This is a genomic window from Nostoc sp. (assembly GCF_036919895.1).
GTDB lineage: Bacteria > Cyanobacteriota > Cyanobacteriia > Cyanobacteriales > Nostocaceae > Nostoc.
The window spans coordinates 83290-98853 of sequence record NZ_JBALBW010000067.1 but is presented as its reverse complement, the minus strand read 5'-3'; the positions used below and the strand labels follow the sequence as shown (position 1 = coordinate 98853).

The window sequence follows — 15564 nt, the reverse complement described above, 5'->3', positions numbered from 1 at the left end:
ACTAGGGACTAGGAGTTTTCCAAATACCCAATACTCAATACCCAGTACCCAATGCCCAGTACCCAATGCCCAGTACCCAATACCCAATCCCCAGTCCCCAATCCCCAGTCCCCAATCCCTAATCTATGCAGACTCAAAACCCATCTGTTAGTCTCATTCGGGCTACATCTTACGAACGAGAGGCTTTACGAGAATCCTTAGTCATTCTCCTGGAACCTTTTGGAGGAATAGCAGCATTTGTGAAAAAAGGCGATCGCGTTTTACTCAAACCTAATCTACTTACAGGGTCGCGTCCTGGTAAAGAGTGTATCACCCGTGCTGAACTAGTTTACGAAGTTGCTCAAATGGTAATTGAGGTTGGCGGTAAGCCATTTTTGGGTGATAGCCCTGCTTTTGGCAGTGCCAAAGGTGTAGCAATAGCAAACGGCTATCTGCCTATTTTAGAAGAACTCAATCTTCCCATCATCGATTTTCACGGTCAACGTTACCAAACCGTTAGTGATAATTTTAACCATCTGCGACTTTCTAAAGAAGCAATGGAAGCAGACGTAGTGATTAACCTACCGAAAGTGAAATCACACATGCAGTTGACATTAACACTGGGCGTAAAAAACTTGTTTGGTTGCGTCCCCGGTAAAATGAAAGCTTGGTGGCACATGGAAGCCGGAAAAGATGCCAATAGATTTGGTGAAATGTTAGTAGAAACTGCCAGGGCTATTAACCCTAACTTAACCATATTAGATGGCATCATTGGTCATGAAGGAAATGGCCCTAGTAACGGTGAACCTCGCCAACTCGGTATTTTAGCAGCCGCATCAGATATATTTGCCTTAGATCGGGCAATGCTAGAAATCCTCAATGTTCCTCCTGAACAAGTGCCTACAGTTGCAGCTTCCCAAAGGCTAGGAGTTTGTCCAGAACTTGCTGCTATTGAGTTTCCACATTTAAATCCCGACTTATTAAAAATAGAAGATTGGCGGCTACCAGACAAGTTGATACCCATAGATTTTGGTATGCCCCGCGTAGTTAAGTCTACCTTTAAGCATCTTTACACCCGATTTATCAAAGAACCAATTAGTGTTTACGGAAGGAATTAGGGACTGGGGACTGGGGACAAGTCTTTCCCCTTGTCCTCTTCCCATGCCCAATTTAGTGCAAACTTCGTTACAGCAATCTTATTTATTAACAGAGTAATCTGTAATTACCCTCCGATTGCTTAACCAGACCGCCCTATTATATTAGTGGCGGTTTTTTTAACTGATTAATTTATTATGCAATTTCTCGTCTTAAATTTTGATTTACCCAAAAAGTTATAAGGATTTAGCATCTGGAAATTAGACCAGAGTTAGGCAATAACCCACTACATATCTATACGAACTTCTAAAATATGTTTTACTCTACCTATATATAGATTGACAAAGGCGCTGTAATATCACACAGATTGGAAGTTGAAATTATTAAATATTTGTTTAGTGATATCACTGAATCCATGCTGCCCAAAACAGTTGATGTATCTGTATTTATTCGGTAGTTATCATTGGTTACAAAAATAATTCCTACTCATTTCTTATTTTGTGTCAAATATTTGTGTGTATAACTACTGGATAACAATCAAAAGCATTTATAGATATTCAGTGATTTTGCGGTTTTGTGTCCTGTATCACAAATTAGCAATTTCAGTAAAATAACCTTATCAAAGGCGTTTTAGAATGTTATAATCGTGAAGTATCAGACAAATATGTTTTGCTAATTAATCTTTAAGCAGCGAAAAAATGTAATTTATGATGCTGTCAAAGTTGGCTTTGCGGATGCAAACCATTACACCATACAGGGAAACATCTGAAAATATTAATTACAAAATAAAACATGATTTGTTTAGTTGTAACTTTGTATTAAGAACTCCATGTATCAAAAGGCTATTATGACAGTTGTATAACTGGTTTAGATTGTAGGATGCTACACATTCTACAGTTTAGAAATAGCTAATATAGCATTTAAGACTCTCAACTAGAGAGTAAACCTACACCTACACAGTGTTACGAGTAACTTCAATTTTGTATGAATTCAAATAGCCAGTCTGCCAATTCTACCGACACATATTCCCAACGTTTGGCAGACATTGTGGGAACTGCGATCGCTCTGTTGACCCTCACCCTACCTGTATTTGTTATCGCTCACTATTCTTCAACTAATGTTCAAAACAACCAGCAACCCCTGATCCACAACATCAAAGCAAGTCAAGATTGATAAAGCTTGCTAATAGCATCTCACCAGCAGGAGAGCTACAAAAAAGGAGAAAACTGATTTTGATAGAATCTCTGGACATGTTGATGTAGTTAATCGAGAATAACCTGAATTTACATTGTGTGATTCCAGGTTTCAGTTGTCTTGATACAGTAGAGGCACAAATCCCTCCAACAGCAATCAAGGACGGGAGAAAATAATCCCCTCTTGGAAAAAGCGTTGCGAAGTTACTTCGCAACGCTTTTTCCATTTTTTGGTGTGATTCAAGGAAACTGTCCAGTAAGGAAGATGAAGGAGAAATAACCAGTCCCCAATCCCATAAAATGAATACCTTGGGAAGAGATCCCCATATTGCCCTAAAATTCTACACGGGGAGCGAAGCTGAATGAGTGCCCCCATGATTCACTGTTATCAGAGGACTTTTTTGTGGATTTATCTCGTATTCCTGCCCAACCGAAACCCGGTCTGATCAACGTTCTGATTGAAATTGCTGGCGGAAGTAAAAATAAATACGAATACGACAAGGAACTAGAAGCCTTTGCTCTAGACCGAGTACTTTATTCATCGGTACAATACCCTTATGACTACGGCTTTGTACCCAATACTTTGGCTGAAGATGGCGATCCCCTCGATGGTATGGTCATAATTGATGAACCAACCTTTCCAGGCTGTGTTATTTCTGCCCGACCGATTGGCTTCTTAGAGATGATTGACGGTGGCGATCGCGATGAAAAAATCCTTTGTGTTCCTGACAAAGATCCGCGCTACACTCAAGTAAAATCCCTGAAAGACGTAGCACCACACCGCTTAGAAGAAATTGCCGAATTTTTCCGTAGTTATAAAAATTTGGAAAAAAAGGTGACTGAAATTCTCGGTTGGCAAGATGTGGACAAGGTTGCAGCTTTAGTAGAAAAATCCGTAAAAGCTTATAGAGGATAATAGAGGAGTTAGGAGTTAAGAGTTATAAATTTTTATTCCTCACTCCTGTAGAGACGCGATTAATCGCGTCTCTACTTATAACATTTCGCTTGTTACGGATCGCAAAAACTGCCACCAACCCTAAAGCAAAATGCAGCGTACTCTCCTTTTGGCAAAAATTCATAACTGCACCCTCACGGGGGCGAATATCAACTACGTGGGTAGTATTAGCATTGATGAAATGCTTTTGGAAAAAGCTGGTATCTTACCTTATGAGCAAGTGCAAGTAGTTAATAGTGCCAACGGTCAACGCTTTATTACCTATGCGATCCCGGCTCCAGCCCATTCGGGAGTAATTGAGCTAAATGGAGGTGCGGCACGTTTAGGCATTATTGGCGATCGCTTGATTATAATGACTTACGGGCAGTTCACTCCAGAAGAGTTAAAAAATTACTCTCCTACGGTAGTCATGGTGGACGAAAAAAACAGGCTGTTGGAAGTTCGGCGCTACGATGACCTGCTCGTTAAGGTCTAATTTCAAAGAAAATGTCAAATTTTGAGTTGTCGGATTCCCAGAGCTACATACCTGAAAAGTCTGCTACCCTGCCAAGTAGCCCAGCAGATGAGTTTATCGTTAAATTTTGGGGTGTACGGGGTTTGATTGCCACCCCAGACACCAGCACCAACCGCTATGGTGGTAATACCGCTTGTGTAGAAATGCAGGTAGCAGGAAAAAGCTTGATTTTTGATGGCGGTACTGGCTTACGCATACTGGGTAAGACTTGGCAAGAACTACAACAGCCAATACAAGCCCATTTATTTTTTACCAACTGCCAATCAAACCGAATTCAAGGGTTTCCCTTTTTTGCTCCCGCATTTATTGGGGAAAATTGCTTCCATATTTACGGCACAGCTGCCTCAAATGGAGCCTCAATCAAACAATGTCTGTACGATCAGATGCTCCAGCCCCACTTTCCTTACCCTTTACAGGTAATGCAGTCGGAATTGCAGTTTTACAATCTGACTCCAGACAGTGATGTAAAGCTAGATGATGTCACCATTGCAACTGCATTAATCAATCAAACTCAGCGCTCAGTCGGCTATCGAGTTACTTGGCAAGATTATAGTGTTGCCTATGTCACGGACTTACACCAAAATGCCGAACAAGTTGAGCGAGAGCGGATTTTAGAGTTTATAAAAGGCGTTGATTTGCTGATTGCCAATGCCACTTATACTCCCCCAACCTCTCACAACCATGATTATGCTGAGTTACTCTGGCAAGCTGCGGTGAATGCAGCTTTAAATGCTGGTGTGCAACGGCTAGCTATTTCTCATCATCACCCAGATGACCATGATGATTTTCTTGACCAGGTTCAAATCGATATTAAATCTGCTTTTCCTCAAGCAATATTAGCCCATGAAGGTCTAGTTTTAGCTGTTGGTAAGTGATTTAGACTCGTTGTAGCGATCTACGGTAAAAGGATGCTGTAACGATTATGACAACTCCCATTACTATGCCAAACTTTGATGCTGTCATTAAAAGCATAGCTGACAATGGTTTTTCCATCTAGGCTAATTGTAAGATAGTCAATCCTAGACTTATGCCCATACAGTACACAAAGCTGCTGCCTATTCTCCAGATCCCAAACCTCAATTTCGTTAATATTGCCAACGACAAGCAGTGAGCCATCAGGTGTCATAGCACTATGAGGCATACCCGAATCAGGTTTGCGCTGGCTAATGCCATTAGCAATAATAATTTGTTCTTTGATCTGGTATATCAAGTAAAACGCTATAATTTACTAGACCTTGTAATCTTTTTGAACCTGAGAGTTGATAGTTTAATTCGATCATGAGTACTCTAAATCAAGTACTAGAAGACGCTTTGCAGCTTTCCTCTGAGCAGCAAGTAATGCTGATTAAGATTCTACAAAAGCGCCAACACGAAACTTGTCGTGCAGAAATAGCTATAGATGCTCAACAAACCTTAGCTGATTTCCATACAGGTAAATTTCGGCATCAGTCAGCCCAAGATGTTATTGCAGCATTACGCCAATCTTTAAATGAACCAGAGAAATGAGACTGCTGGTTTTGACCCCAAAATTCAAACGAGCATTCCGTAGTACATTGAAGGTGGGGACTTCCGCGACTCGTTAATGGGCAAGAGGGAACAGCGAAATCCCCATAATTAAAATTAGGGGATTTGTACAAGGACGTATTTTTTATTGCGCTGCGCGAATTATTTACACCAACCTACTTGTATTACCCTTAAGAAGCAGCTTTCAACTCAGCTGTGCGAATTGAAAGCTGCTGTGTCTGATTACCCCGTTGGACTTTCACCTGTAATACTTGACCAAGACGACTGTCTTCCACAAGGTTCTGCAATTGTTCAGCGCTGGTAATAGCTTTACCATCAACTTGCAGAATTACATCCCCGCGCCGGATACCCGCAGATGCAGCTGGTGAATTGGGGACAACTCGCATCACAAAAACACCATTAATTTCTGGTATCTGAATAGGAGAGTTGGGATCAATATTATTTTGCTTGGCAAGATCGGGTGTTAAAGTTAGCATTTGCACACCTAAATAAGGGTGAGCAACTTTGCCATCACGTTGCAGTTGCGCTGCGATCGCTTTAGCTTTATCAATAGGAATGGCAAATCCGATACCCATCGCGTCGGGACGAATGGCTGTGTTAATGCCAATCACTTCACCTTGGCCATTTAATAATGGCCCGCCAGAATTACCTGGGTTAATGGCGGCATCGGTTTGAATGAAGTCTAAGCGTTTGTCGCTAATGCCAACTTGAGCGCTGGAACGTTTGAGGGTGCTGACAATTCCCAAGGTAACGGTGTTATCAAATCCTAAAGGATTACCAACTGCGATCGCCCAGTCTCCTACTTGGACATTAGTGGAAGAACCCAAGGGCGCAACTGGTAAATCGTTACCAGCGTTAATCTTGACTACTGCCAAATCTGTAACTTCATCAATACCTTGAACTTTCCCTTCAAAGGTGCGGCCATCTTTGAGTCGGACTGTTACTTTATCAGCCTTATCGACCACATGAGCATTAGTCATAACTAAGCCGCTCTTGTCAATAATGAAACCTGAGCCTAAACCGCGCAACTGCTCAGAAGACGGCATCTGTTGAGAGAAACCGTCACCAAAAAACCGCCGGAAAAACGGGTCTTCCATAAATGGATCGACGCGACGAGTAATTGTTCGCTCAGTATCAATACGGACAACTGCTGAACCAACCCGATTTACTGCTGCTGTGACAAAACTAGTACTACCGATCGCAGCCGTAGCTGGTGATTGGCTTTGGGCATTCGCTTGTGAAGTATCTTTAGCTATGACTATGGGTGCGGGTTCGGCTTGGGAGGGCAACACCTGAAATGTGCTAACCGTTAGCATAACTCCTAGCGCGATCGCTAAAACATAACTACTGAGTTGACCTATAGACCTGGGTAATTTGAGAAATCGCATAATCACAACCTAATTTATAAGCCTAATTGTTGCTTAGTCGTGACCGAAGAGGCAGGGGAGCAGGGGAGAAAGATTCGGAAATTTCCTTGGAATCAAGGGTTTTAGAGCCAATACATTTATGTTTGGGGTCTTTTCCCCAGCAATAAATGCCCCTTGCTCCCTTTCCTCTTGATGTGACAAATCTATTTACAGTTATTTTTACTTCAGGTTTCGCCTAATCTCCCCAATTCTCTAGTTAGGGCATTTTGCGAGTTACCTGTAATCAACTTAATGGAAAATTTAACCCAAAAGCTATTATGGACATTTACCCTTTACAAGTTCGGTTTTTACCCATCAATGAGACTTTTGGATTGCTAACAATACTACAACTTTCAAAGTAGTGACACCGATAAAAAGGAGATAGGGGACAACCATCCTCACTTTTGGTTCAAAACTCAATCGGATGATGAACTAACCTTTGAATAAAATTTCATTCCGACTGCTTGCACCTAGCTGGGGTAAAGAGTTGATGGCTGAGTGGGGAGTTAAAGCAGTCGGAACAGTTAGAGGTAATTGTAATTGTTTGACAACACTTTGTAGTAGTTGGTCTTGTCCAGTTCGCAAACCCCAAACATTTGTCCCACGGTTGATAATAGCAAACCAAACCAAACCGCGATCGCGTGTGGGCATGACTCCGGCTAAAGCGCTCACATCCCGGAGAGTACCAGTTTTGATCACAGTAGCAAGGGGAATGTGTCTGCTGTGTACTGTTCCTCGATGATCGAATCCAGACATGGCGAACAAGTCACCCAGATTTAGCTGATGGGCAGATGCTTCAACTTGAATAGCCATCAGCATGGCACAAACAGCCCTAGGGGAAATGCGGTTTTCCGGCCCTAATCCAGAACCATTGATTAACTGAATTTCTGCTTGTGGGACTCTTGCAAGGTTAGCAGCAGTAGATTGAACTACAGTTGCTCCTCCCACTGACTCTGCTAGCATCTCTGCCATATCGTTGTTGCTGTAAACGTTCATTTCCTTGAGCAGTTGCTTTAAGGGTAATGAACGATGACGCAGTAACAAAGTTTGTTGAGGGTTTGGTTGAGCCTCAACTTTCACCGTACCCGCAATCACGACTTGAGGCTTGGGCGTTCCCTTGGGCATGATTGAATATATATAAAGAGCGGGGCGGCCCCAAGTGGCACGATTTAGTGTTTGCTTGAGCATCATACCCGCCAGCATCGGTTGACGTTGGAAATTCATGGCAAAACTGCCATTAATGATTAAATTTCCCTTTACCTGCTTGATGCCCATTTGATTGAGAGTATTACCAAGAGCGATCGCTTCTTCCCAAACAAACATCGGATCGCCACGGCCTGTAATCACCAAATCGCCCTGTACAACTCCATTTACCACTGGCCCAGTCACACTCACCAAAGTATCAAATTGGTAATCTGGCCCCCAAGTTTTCAAAGCAACTAATGAAGTGGCAATTTTTGTTAAAGAAGCAGCCGGCAGAGGTGTCGTACCTTGGTGATTTGCCATCAGCATTGGCCCCGACTGCATCCAAATTCCCTGACTCTCAGCCAGATTTTGCGCCACCACCTTTGATGTTATGAGCTTTTTCAGATATTCCTGCACCGTAGTCGCCCCAGTTGGATTGGGATCGGGCGCAAGAACTAAGCCAGGACTACTTTGCCAAGTCAAGGCATCCAAGGCATCCATAGGCTTGATTTGTACCCCGGCCATTTCCAGCCAGAGTGACACCAAACCTGAACCCAATAATTCCAGCATTTTTTATTCCTCTGTAAGGATCTGATATGTTGTTTACTGTGCTAATATACAAGCTTTTTTCCCAAAATCAGTATTGAGCCATAATAACTGGTGTTTTTCTCATCTGGAAATAGCACTTTTTTGTCATCTTGATTCTGACACCGATGTTTGGTCGATCGTCACCGTCTGTCTACTCAATAAGAGCCAATACTGAAACAATAAGAGTAATGCTAAAGCGACATCATAAACTATGAGTGAACTTCCTAACAGCCTTGAAGATGCGATCGCCCAATCTTGTGTAGCTGTCCAAGCTGCCCTTGCAGATGGTTGTACTCGCTTGCAAGTTGAGTTCCTGTTCCCAGAACTCAAGTTTATGCCCGTGGCGGAACAATTTGTGCCCGTGTTTACAGATTATGATTCCCGTTTGAAGATTTTCTTTGCTGACGCTGGTGCTGCCGCCCTAGCCCGCCGCAATTGGGCTGACGCACCATTTCAAATTTTAGATATCGGTACGGGAAGGACTGCTTCCTTGGAAACAAAAATTCAGCCAGAGGATGAAATTTTCTTGTTCGTTGCTCCCACTTCCGTAGAAGTACCGCAGGTGGAAAAATTGTGTCAAGTAATAGGCGATCGCCCTGTAGTCTTTTTAAATCCCCGCCTCGAAGATTCTGGAACTGTGGGCATTGGTTATGCAGCAAGGCAAACTCGCCTGCGTTTTACCAACACCATTGAATCCTGTTATTACCTGCGCCCCATAGACGAGCAAAGTGCCCTATCTCGCTCCTACCCAGGACAGTGGGAAGTTTGGCTGGAAACTGACGGCGAATATCAAAGAATTGCCGAATTACCCACAAAACCGTCGGGTGATGATTTGGATCAGATCCTTTTAAAAGGACAACCGCAAACAACAGCCGATGCAACACCTGCGAGAAAACCCAGTGTGTTTAAGAGTTTGCAACGGTTCTTAAAGGCGTTGAGTAGTTAGCAAAAAGTAAAGGTAGCAGCGGGAAACTCGCTCGTCTGCTGCCTCATCATTTACTGTAGCGTATATGCAGTGCTATTCCCTAAATCCTTTTTGAGTATGCTTTTAAGACTTTACAAGAAACGTCAGTTAAAGAGTTTGCTGCTTAAGCGGAATTACAACTACAAATTCTGTACCCTGTCCAAGAGTAGAAATACATTGTAATTTTCCCCGATGTTTTTGGGTGATAATCTGGTAACTAATAGATAAACCTAATCCCGTACCTTTACCAGCTGGTTTCGTAGTAAAGAATGCTTCAAATAATTGTTTTTGGACGTTTTCAGGAATGCCTGTACCATTATCAACAATGCGAATAACTACCTGATTTTCACTCGTGAGTTGAGTATAAATATAAATTTGGGGAGGAGAGAGTGCTGCTTTCTCTGCTCCCCATTCACCATTTTCCACTGCCTCTTCTAAAGCATCGATCGCATTTGCTAGAAGATTCATAAATACCTGATTGAGTTGTCCAGCATAACATTCTACTAATGGGAGATCGCCGTACTCTTTAATGACCTGAATTGTTAGAGAGTTAGATTTTGCTTTAAAGCGATGTTCCAGAATCATTAATGTATTATCTATACCCTCATGGATATTCACAGCTTTCATCTCTGTTTCATCTAACCGGGAAAAGTTTCGCAGAGATAAAACAATTTCTGTGATTCTTTCGACACCGACTGTCATAGAAGTTAGCAAGTTAGGCAAGTCTGCTATTAGGAAATTTAAGTCTATCGCTTCTATTTCTTTTTGAATTTCAGTTACTGGATTAGGATAGTTTTGCTGGTATAATTTCAGTAGTTTCAGTAAATCTTCAATATATTGATTGGCATAACTGATATTGCCATAGATAAAGTTGACTGGGTTGTTGATTTCGTGCGCTACACCTGCTACCAACTGCCCCAAACTAGACATTTTTTCACTCTGCACGAGTTGAGATGCTAGCTGCTTTGCCTCTTGGCGCAATTGTGCTTCTGAGTATCGCAATATCTGTTCTGCTTGTTTGCGCTGGGTAATGTCGTGGAGAATGACAACATACTCTTGAAAATCCTGATGGGGCCTGTCTGAGATGGAAACTTCCAGGATTTTGTTTTTGCCATTGCGGAGTAAGGTTTGTTCGCTGCGCTTTGTCCACTCGTCTGGATAATAGACTAATGCAATTAGCCATTTGTTGAGGTGATTTCCCCGCAACTCGGATGGGTTAAGACCAAAGAAAGATTCAGTTGCCGGATTTGCCTGCTGAATAATGCCTCGATCGTCCACAACTAAAATACCATCCTGGGCGACAGTAAACAGGTGTTCGGCAGCTTCACGGGCTTCTGCGATCGCTACCACTTGCGGTAAACTTGTCCAACAAGCGATCGCTACTCCTACAAATGCTACCGTCATCAGCAGCACCACAAATAGATTTTCACCACCCGAATTTGCCGCTTTGTTAAGTTTCACGCCAAATAACCAGCCAGCGGCCACTGCGCTGCACAGTAAAAAAATTAGGATGCCCACCTGAAGAACTACTGAGTCCTTGATAATTACCACAGGACGCGATTTATATCGCTGCATCCACCAACTGGGGTGGAAGGGAGGGAAATTCACCCGGCGAATCACCGCATCTATTCCCATAACGCCAATGGGAAATAATAGCCCAATTAGCAAGTTGAGCCAACCCCAGGCAAATCCACCCACCACTAGCACCACAACTTCTAACAGCAGAATCGCCAGAGATATGCGAGGGAACAAAACTTCCGGGCGATCGCGCCGCAGCCAAAGCCCCAAATGCAATAACATAAAGGAGATAAACCAGCCGACATTGCCAACGGCTACGATTCTCGCCACATCTCCCCAAATCAGATAGATTAGACACAACACCAGTGTTAAAGTCAGCGCTGGTACAAATACACCCCGGCGTGACACAACAGAAAATACAGGTGAAATGTGTTTATCTAAAGCCAACTGATACAAAATCCGAGGACAATTAGAAACAACCGTTGCCGAACCTAAAAGACTTGCAGCCACCAGCAAAAAGGAAACACTTATACCTGCTGATTCTCCCCAGAAGGGGCGGGAAGCTGCCACAAGATTCAGAAAAGCATTGTCTTCGAGGCTTGGATCGGTTGCTAACCGCATCATTACCCAAGATCCCCCCAAAAAGATCGGTGGCATCATCCAAGCTGCAACCTCTAAAAAGCGCAGCGTTTGGGTGGGTTGACGGCTATCGGCGACAAAAGAAGAAGCCGTTTCACAACTATAGGTGGCATAAGTGACGAAAAAGAACCACTTGGCCCAATCCACAAAACCTATAGATGACCAATTGTTAGGAAAAAATCCCGGACTAACATCAGAAAATGCTAACCAGCCCAAACCCTGCACGCAGAAAGTGATTAGTAGTCCAAAGGCTGGAATTATAAAAAACAAATGTAAAATACTCAGGGCGCGAGTCCCACTAAACGCCACGATAAACGGCAACAGTGTAAAACCAATATTCAGCCATATTTCTGGACAGGCAATACCCAGCGCCTCCAAATTCACCTTAATCAAATCTTTGAGGACGATGGTATTAACTGCCAGGTAGGAAACCCAGTTGAGGAGGTATCCAATTGCGGCATAACAAGCTAGTACTGGGTAGTTTTGCAGCAGCTTAGTAGCATAATTAGGCGTTCCTCCAGCCACATTTATAAAATGCATACCCAAGCGTTTTACCTGGTAGTTGAGGAGCATTCCGAAAATCACCGCAGGTATCCAAACAAAAATAGCTTGGGAACCGAGAGCAGCGTGAATTGCTGGAACCAGTGCTGTCCAAGAAATATGAGCCGTCAAACCGAAGCCCCAACTTTCTACAGCACTTAGGCTTCTAGTCAAGCGAGGGTAAGAAGATTGGCTCAAAGTGGGATGAGCAGGATGGGACATGATTGGCAGTACTGGGTGGGATAATTTAATTAAGCTTATTAGCTAGAGTTCCCACTCTATAAATATTTTGAACAAAAGCTTTTATCCCGGAGTCCGCTTAGATAATATATCACCAGATAAATTTACATCCAGCAATTATTTGAAATAACCATCAACTAACTTTTGGCAATCCTGATGTAACTGCTGCATTATAGTTTGCTGATTATCACCTGACAAGCTATTAAAAAGGCTTTCATATTCTTCATTAAATGTTTCTAAGACATCCTTGAATAATAATTCAATAAGTTGCTGTTTTTGTTTTTTGTCATGAGCATAAATTCTCCCAATTTTTGAGATGACATTGTTTAATCTTGTTTCAGTTACTAGCACCAGCATTTCCTGACACAACTCCGATTCTAGACTCAGATATTGATTTGTAATTTGGAGTTTTTGCTCAACCCATTTCGTCGCTTGGTGAAATCGGCTATCTTCCATAAATTCTGGAATCTTGATTTTGAGAATCGGTCTGATTCTCCCTTTTGGTGTCTCTACATAGATTGTCTTTATCGGTTTAATGACAATTCCTTCTGCTTTATTCACCTGCTGTAACTTAGGTAAGCCTAATGCTGCCGGAATTGTCGAATCAAACCCAATGCTATATGCCAAAGCTGCCGAATATTTACCAATAAATAACGCTTCAGCACCCATCATTCCAACTTGCTGAAATAACTTGAGTGCTTTGTCATAATCAAGGTAAGTTCGCTCGGTTAAATTACCATTCTGTTCAAGAGAAATATCAAAAGCACAGTATTCGATTTTTGGTGAATAATAGACACCCGTTTGAATAGCCTGTACATGAGAAATAGCAGGTACATCTGGGTGAGGATACTCTCCCCCAAACAATTCTCCATAAATAGAAACTTTCCGCAATTGATGCCGTTCTGTTTGGAGAATTCTGAAGATTTCCTGGATTTGAACAGCTAATTTATCTTTGAGAGATTGATAGTCAAAAAAGTCTGAGTCTGGCTGCAAAAACTCTTTTCTATTGGCAAAGCGAACTTCTGAGCCATCTGTAGTTATACCAAAATTAGCGCCGTGAATTTTTTCGGTTACTACCCAATCGGTTTTCTTAAAAGCACGATAATCAGATTCTGTCAGATTCCAACGATTCAGACTTTCCGGTATTTTTTCATAACTGACATACGTCCAGTGGTTGACGTTACCTTTAAGGGTGTCCATAAAGAGAAACTTTAACCTAAACTACTTATGTATTACATGTATTACGCTAAATCATAACTCACTATCCTTAGAATTGAACCAAGTTTAGGGTTTTACACTTCGCGCTATTGTTGATAAAACGTCAGTGAACAAGTTTATTGCAGCGAACTTAAAAAAGCATGGGTGGCAAATTAATTGTATTTGAAGGGGTAGAAGGCTGTGGTAAAACCAGCCAAATGCAGCTTTGTTGTCAGTGGTTGGAAAGTCTGGGTGTTTCTGTGGTGGTAACTCGCGAACCAGGGGGAACAGAGTTAGGCTTACATCTTCGCCGCTTGCTACTAGAAAAGGCAGAAGATAAACCAGTTGCAGAAGTGACAGAACTTTTATTGTATGCTGCTGACCGATCGCAACACGTGGAACAAGAACTTAAGCCAAATCTCGCAGCAGGGAAATATATTTTATGCGATCGCTACACTGACTCTACCATTGCCTACCAAGGATATGGTCGCGGTTTGAACATGAGTTTAATCAATCAGCTTAACTATATTGCCACTGCTGGCTTAGAGAGTGACTTAACTATTTGGCTAGATGTCGATGTCGAAGTTGGACTAGCCCGTAAACGGGGAGATGGAATAGGATTAGACCGTATTGAACAAGAAACGATCGCTTTTCATCGGCGCGTTCAGCAAGGATACGCAGAGTTAGCAGCATCCCATCCCTCAAGAATTGTGCGGGTAGATGGCAGTTTGAGTAAAGAAGCTGTACAACGCGCAATTCAAGAAATTTTGCGCGGACACCTGCACTTGGCGAGGTAAAGCGATCGCAGACTTTAACCGCGATCGCTTGCTGTACTATTAGGCTAAATGACTTTAAATATCAACAAAAATGAGCATTATTGTCTTCGGCAGCATAAATATAGACTTGGTAGCAAGAACCTCCCGCTTACCAGTTGCAGGAGAAACGTTGCTAGGAGAAGAATTTTTGAAAGTTTCGGGAGGTAAAGGAGCGAATCAAGCCGTAGCATTAGCAAAATTGGGAATTCCTACCCAAATGGTGGGGCGTGTAGGTGCAGACGATTTTGGTAGAGAACTTGTCAACAACTTGCAAGCATCTGGTGTGCAGATTGGCAATATTTTCGTCGATAAGACTGTTAGTTCTGGAGTCGCCATCATCGCCGTAAATCATGCTGGGGAAAATCAAATTATTGTCATTCCTGGTGCAAATGGGTGTGTGAATCAAGAAGATGTAGAACGATTGTCCCACTTATTACCAGAAGCTACAGCACTGCTTTTACAACTAGAAATTCCGATTACTGCCGTGGTTGCAGCCGCTAAAGCCGCAAAAAAAACCAAAATCAGGGTAATTCTCGATCCAGCACCCGCACAATCTGATTTCCCAGATGAACTTTACCCGTTAGTGGACATTATTACACCGAATGAAGTTGAAGCCGCGCAGTTAGTGGGTTTTCCTGTGGATGGAGAGGAACAAGCAGCAAAGGCTGCTGGAGTTTTATTACAACGGGGTGTGAAATGTGCGATCGTTAAACTGGGTTCTAAAGGGGTTTTTTGTGCAACTGCTGAGGAAAAGTTTTTTGTCCCCGCGTTTCAAGTTCATGCGGTTGACACAGTAGCTGCTGGCGATGCTTTTAATGGTGGCTTAACTGCGGCCCTTTTTGCAGGACTTTCTTTACATCAGGCAGTTGTTTGGGGTGCAGCAGCAGGTGCTTTGGCGACGACAAAACCAGGCGCACAAACTTCACTACCCGATAAGTTGACATTTGATGCGTTTCTTAGAGAAAGGGAATCTGTCACAATACGGTTCAGTTAAGCATTTCTTTATTGATTTCTTTCTTCCTTCCTTCTCTTTGCGTCCTTTGCGGTTCGTTAAAAAATTGACTTTAGCAAATAGTTTTCGGCTTAACTGAAACGTATTGGCATCTGCCAGAGATTAGAATAAAGCGACTTTTGTCAATCCATTAAAAGACTTATTGGTTATTGGTTATTGGTTATTGGTTATTGGTTATTGGTTATTGGTTATTGGTTATT

At 42.5% G+C, this 15564-nt stretch carries 14 protein-coding genes; 9 read left to right on the top strand and 5 right to left on the bottom strand.

All coding sequences use genetic code 11. The features are described 5' to 3' along the window. The first annotated feature begins 125 nt into the window (after positions 1 to 125). The 5 genes from V7K55_RS12685 (at position 126) to V7K55_RS12665 (ending at position 4611) form a co-directional block, all read left to right on the top strand. Positions 126 to 1097, top strand: coding sequence for a DUF362 domain-containing protein (locus V7K55_RS12685; RefSeq protein WP_334831723.1), 972 nt, complete (start codon positions 126 to 128; stop codon positions 1095 to 1097). Positions 1098 to 2058: 961 nt separating this feature from the next. Beyond that, positions 2059 to 2247 (top strand): hypothetical protein, encoded by a 189-nt coding sequence (locus V7K55_RS12680; protein WP_334831721.1) that lies wholly within the window; start codon positions 2059 to 2061, stop codon positions 2245 to 2247. 423 nt (positions 2248 to 2670) lie between these two features. After that, positions 2671 to 3183: an inorganic diphosphatase gene (locus V7K55_RS12675; RefSeq protein ID WP_334831719.1), complete on the top strand. Its 513-nt coding sequence runs from the start codon at positions 2671 to 2673 to the stop codon at positions 3181 to 3183. A gap of 130 nt (positions 3184 to 3313) precedes the next feature. After that, positions 3314 to 3697, top strand: coding sequence for an aspartate 1-decarboxylase (panD, locus tag V7K55_RS12670; RefSeq protein ID WP_323230144.1), 384 nt, complete (start codon positions 3314 to 3316; stop codon positions 3695 to 3697). A gap of 11 nt (positions 3698 to 3708) precedes the next feature. Further along, positions 3709 to 4611 (top strand): MBL fold metallo-hydrolase, encoded by a 903-nt coding sequence (locus tag V7K55_RS12665; protein WP_334831713.1) that lies wholly within the window; start codon positions 3709 to 3711, stop codon positions 4609 to 4611. Between the two features lie 20 nt (positions 4612 to 4631). Here the strand turns inward: V7K55_RS12665 and V7K55_RS12660 are convergent, their stop codons facing one another. Continuing rightward, positions 4632 to 4946, bottom strand: a complete 315-nt coding sequence (locus V7K55_RS12660) for a WD40 repeat domain-containing protein (RefSeq protein ID WP_334831712.1) — start codon at positions 4944 to 4946, stop codon at positions 4632 to 4634. Between the two features lie 68 nt (positions 4947 to 5014). On the opposite strand from V7K55_RS12660, the gene V7K55_RS12655 reads away from it, so the two are divergent. Then, positions 5015 to 5242, top strand: coding sequence for a hypothetical protein (locus tag V7K55_RS12655; protein ID WP_334831710.1), 228 nt, complete (start codon positions 5015 to 5017; stop codon positions 5240 to 5242). A 188-nt stretch (positions 5243 to 5430) separates the two neighbouring features. On the opposite strand, the gene V7K55_RS12650 is transcribed toward V7K55_RS12655, so the two are convergent. Both V7K55_RS12650 and V7K55_RS12645 read right to left on the bottom strand, forming a co-directional pair. After that, complete coding sequence (locus V7K55_RS12650) at positions 5431 to 6648, bottom strand: HhoA/HhoB/HtrA family serine endopeptidase (protein WP_334831708.1); 1218 nt, start codon at positions 6646 to 6648, stop codon at positions 5431 to 5433. 450 nt (positions 6649 to 7098) lie between these two features. Then, positions 7099 to 8421, bottom strand: coding sequence for a D-alanyl-D-alanine carboxypeptidase (locus V7K55_RS12645; RefSeq protein ID WP_334831706.1), 1323 nt, complete (start codon positions 8419 to 8421; stop codon positions 7099 to 7101). A gap of 229 nt (positions 8422 to 8650) precedes the next feature. On the opposite strand from V7K55_RS12645, the gene V7K55_RS12640 reads away from it, so the two are divergent. After that, positions 8651 to 9385, top strand: a complete 735-nt coding sequence (locus V7K55_RS12640) for a DUF1995 family protein (RefSeq protein ID WP_334831704.1) — start codon at positions 8651 to 8653, stop codon at positions 9383 to 9385. Positions 9386 to 9511: 126 nt separating this feature from the next. On the opposite strand, the gene V7K55_RS12635 is transcribed toward V7K55_RS12640, so the two are convergent. Both V7K55_RS12635 and V7K55_RS12630 read right to left on the bottom strand, forming a co-directional pair. Then, positions 9512 to 12322 (bottom strand): ATP-binding protein, encoded by a 2811-nt coding sequence (locus V7K55_RS12635; protein WP_334831702.1) that lies wholly within the window; start codon positions 12320 to 12322, stop codon positions 9512 to 9514. 135 nt (positions 12323 to 12457) lie between these two features. Further along, complete coding sequence (locus V7K55_RS12630) at positions 12458 to 13540, bottom strand: RNA ligase family protein (RefSeq protein WP_334831700.1); 1083 nt, start codon at positions 13538 to 13540, stop codon at positions 12458 to 12460. Between the two features lie 158 nt (positions 13541 to 13698). Here V7K55_RS12630 and tmk point away from each other — a divergent pair, with 158 nt between their 5' ends. Together tmk and rbsK are read left to right on the top strand one after the other, a co-directional pair. Beyond that, the gene (gene tmk / locus V7K55_RS12625) at positions 13699 to 14334 is read left to right on the top strand and encodes a dTMP kinase (protein WP_334831698.1); all 636 of its coding nucleotides are present in this window, start codon (positions 13699 to 13701) and stop codon (positions 14332 to 14334) included. Between the two features lie 70 nt (positions 14335 to 14404). Next, a complete protein-coding gene (gene rbsK / locus V7K55_RS12620) occupies positions 14405 to 15346 on the top strand; it encodes a ribokinase (RefSeq protein ID WP_334831696.1) in 942 nt (313 codons plus the stop codon). Positions 15347 to 15564 lie beyond the last annotated feature (218 nt).

Excerpts from the sequence above, each read along its gene's own strand:
- V7K55_RS12630 (WP_334831700.1), bottom strand. The coding sequence starts at position 13,540 with ATGGACACCCTTAAAGGTAACGTCAACCACTGGACGTATGTCAGTTAT.
- V7K55_RS12640 (WP_334831704.1), top strand. The coding sequence starts at position 8,651 with ATGAGTGAACTTCCTAACAGCCTTGAAGATGCGATCGCCCAATCTTGT.
- tmk (WP_334831698.1), top strand. The coding sequence starts at position 13,699 with ATGGGTGGCAAATTAATTGTATTTGAAGGGGTAGAAGGCTGTGGTAAA.
- V7K55_RS12650 (WP_334831708.1), bottom strand. The coding sequence starts at position 6,648 with ATGCGATTTCTCAAATTACCCAGGTCTATAGGTCAACTCAGTAGTTAT.
- rbsK (WP_334831696.1), top strand. The coding sequence starts at position 14,405 with ATGAGCATTATTGTCTTCGGCAGCATAAATATAGACTTGGTAGCAAGA.
- panD (WP_323230144.1), top strand. The coding sequence starts at position 3,314 with ATGCAGCGTACTCTCCTTTTGGCAAAAATTCATAACTGCACCCTCACG.
- V7K55_RS12685 (WP_334831723.1), top strand. The coding sequence starts at position 126 with ATGCAGACTCAAAACCCATCTGTTAGTCTCATTCGGGCTACATCTTAC.
- V7K55_RS12655 (WP_334831710.1), top strand. The coding sequence starts at position 5,015 with ATGAGTACTCTAAATCAAGTACTAGAAGACGCTTTGCAGCTTTCCTCT.
- V7K55_RS12680 (WP_334831721.1), top strand. The coding sequence starts at position 2,059 with ATGAATTCAAATAGCCAGTCTGCCAATTCTACCGACACATATTCCCAA.
- V7K55_RS12665 (WP_334831713.1), top strand. The coding sequence starts at position 3,709 with ATGTCAAATTTTGAGTTGTCGGATTCCCAGAGCTACATACCTGAAAAG.
- V7K55_RS12635 (WP_334831702.1), bottom strand. The coding sequence starts at position 12,322 with ATGTCCCATCCTGCTCATCCCACTTTGAGCCAATCTTCTTACCCTCGC.
- V7K55_RS12645 (WP_334831706.1), bottom strand. The coding sequence starts at position 8,421 with ATGCTGGAATTATTGGGTTCAGGTTTGGTGTCACTCTGGCTGGAAATG.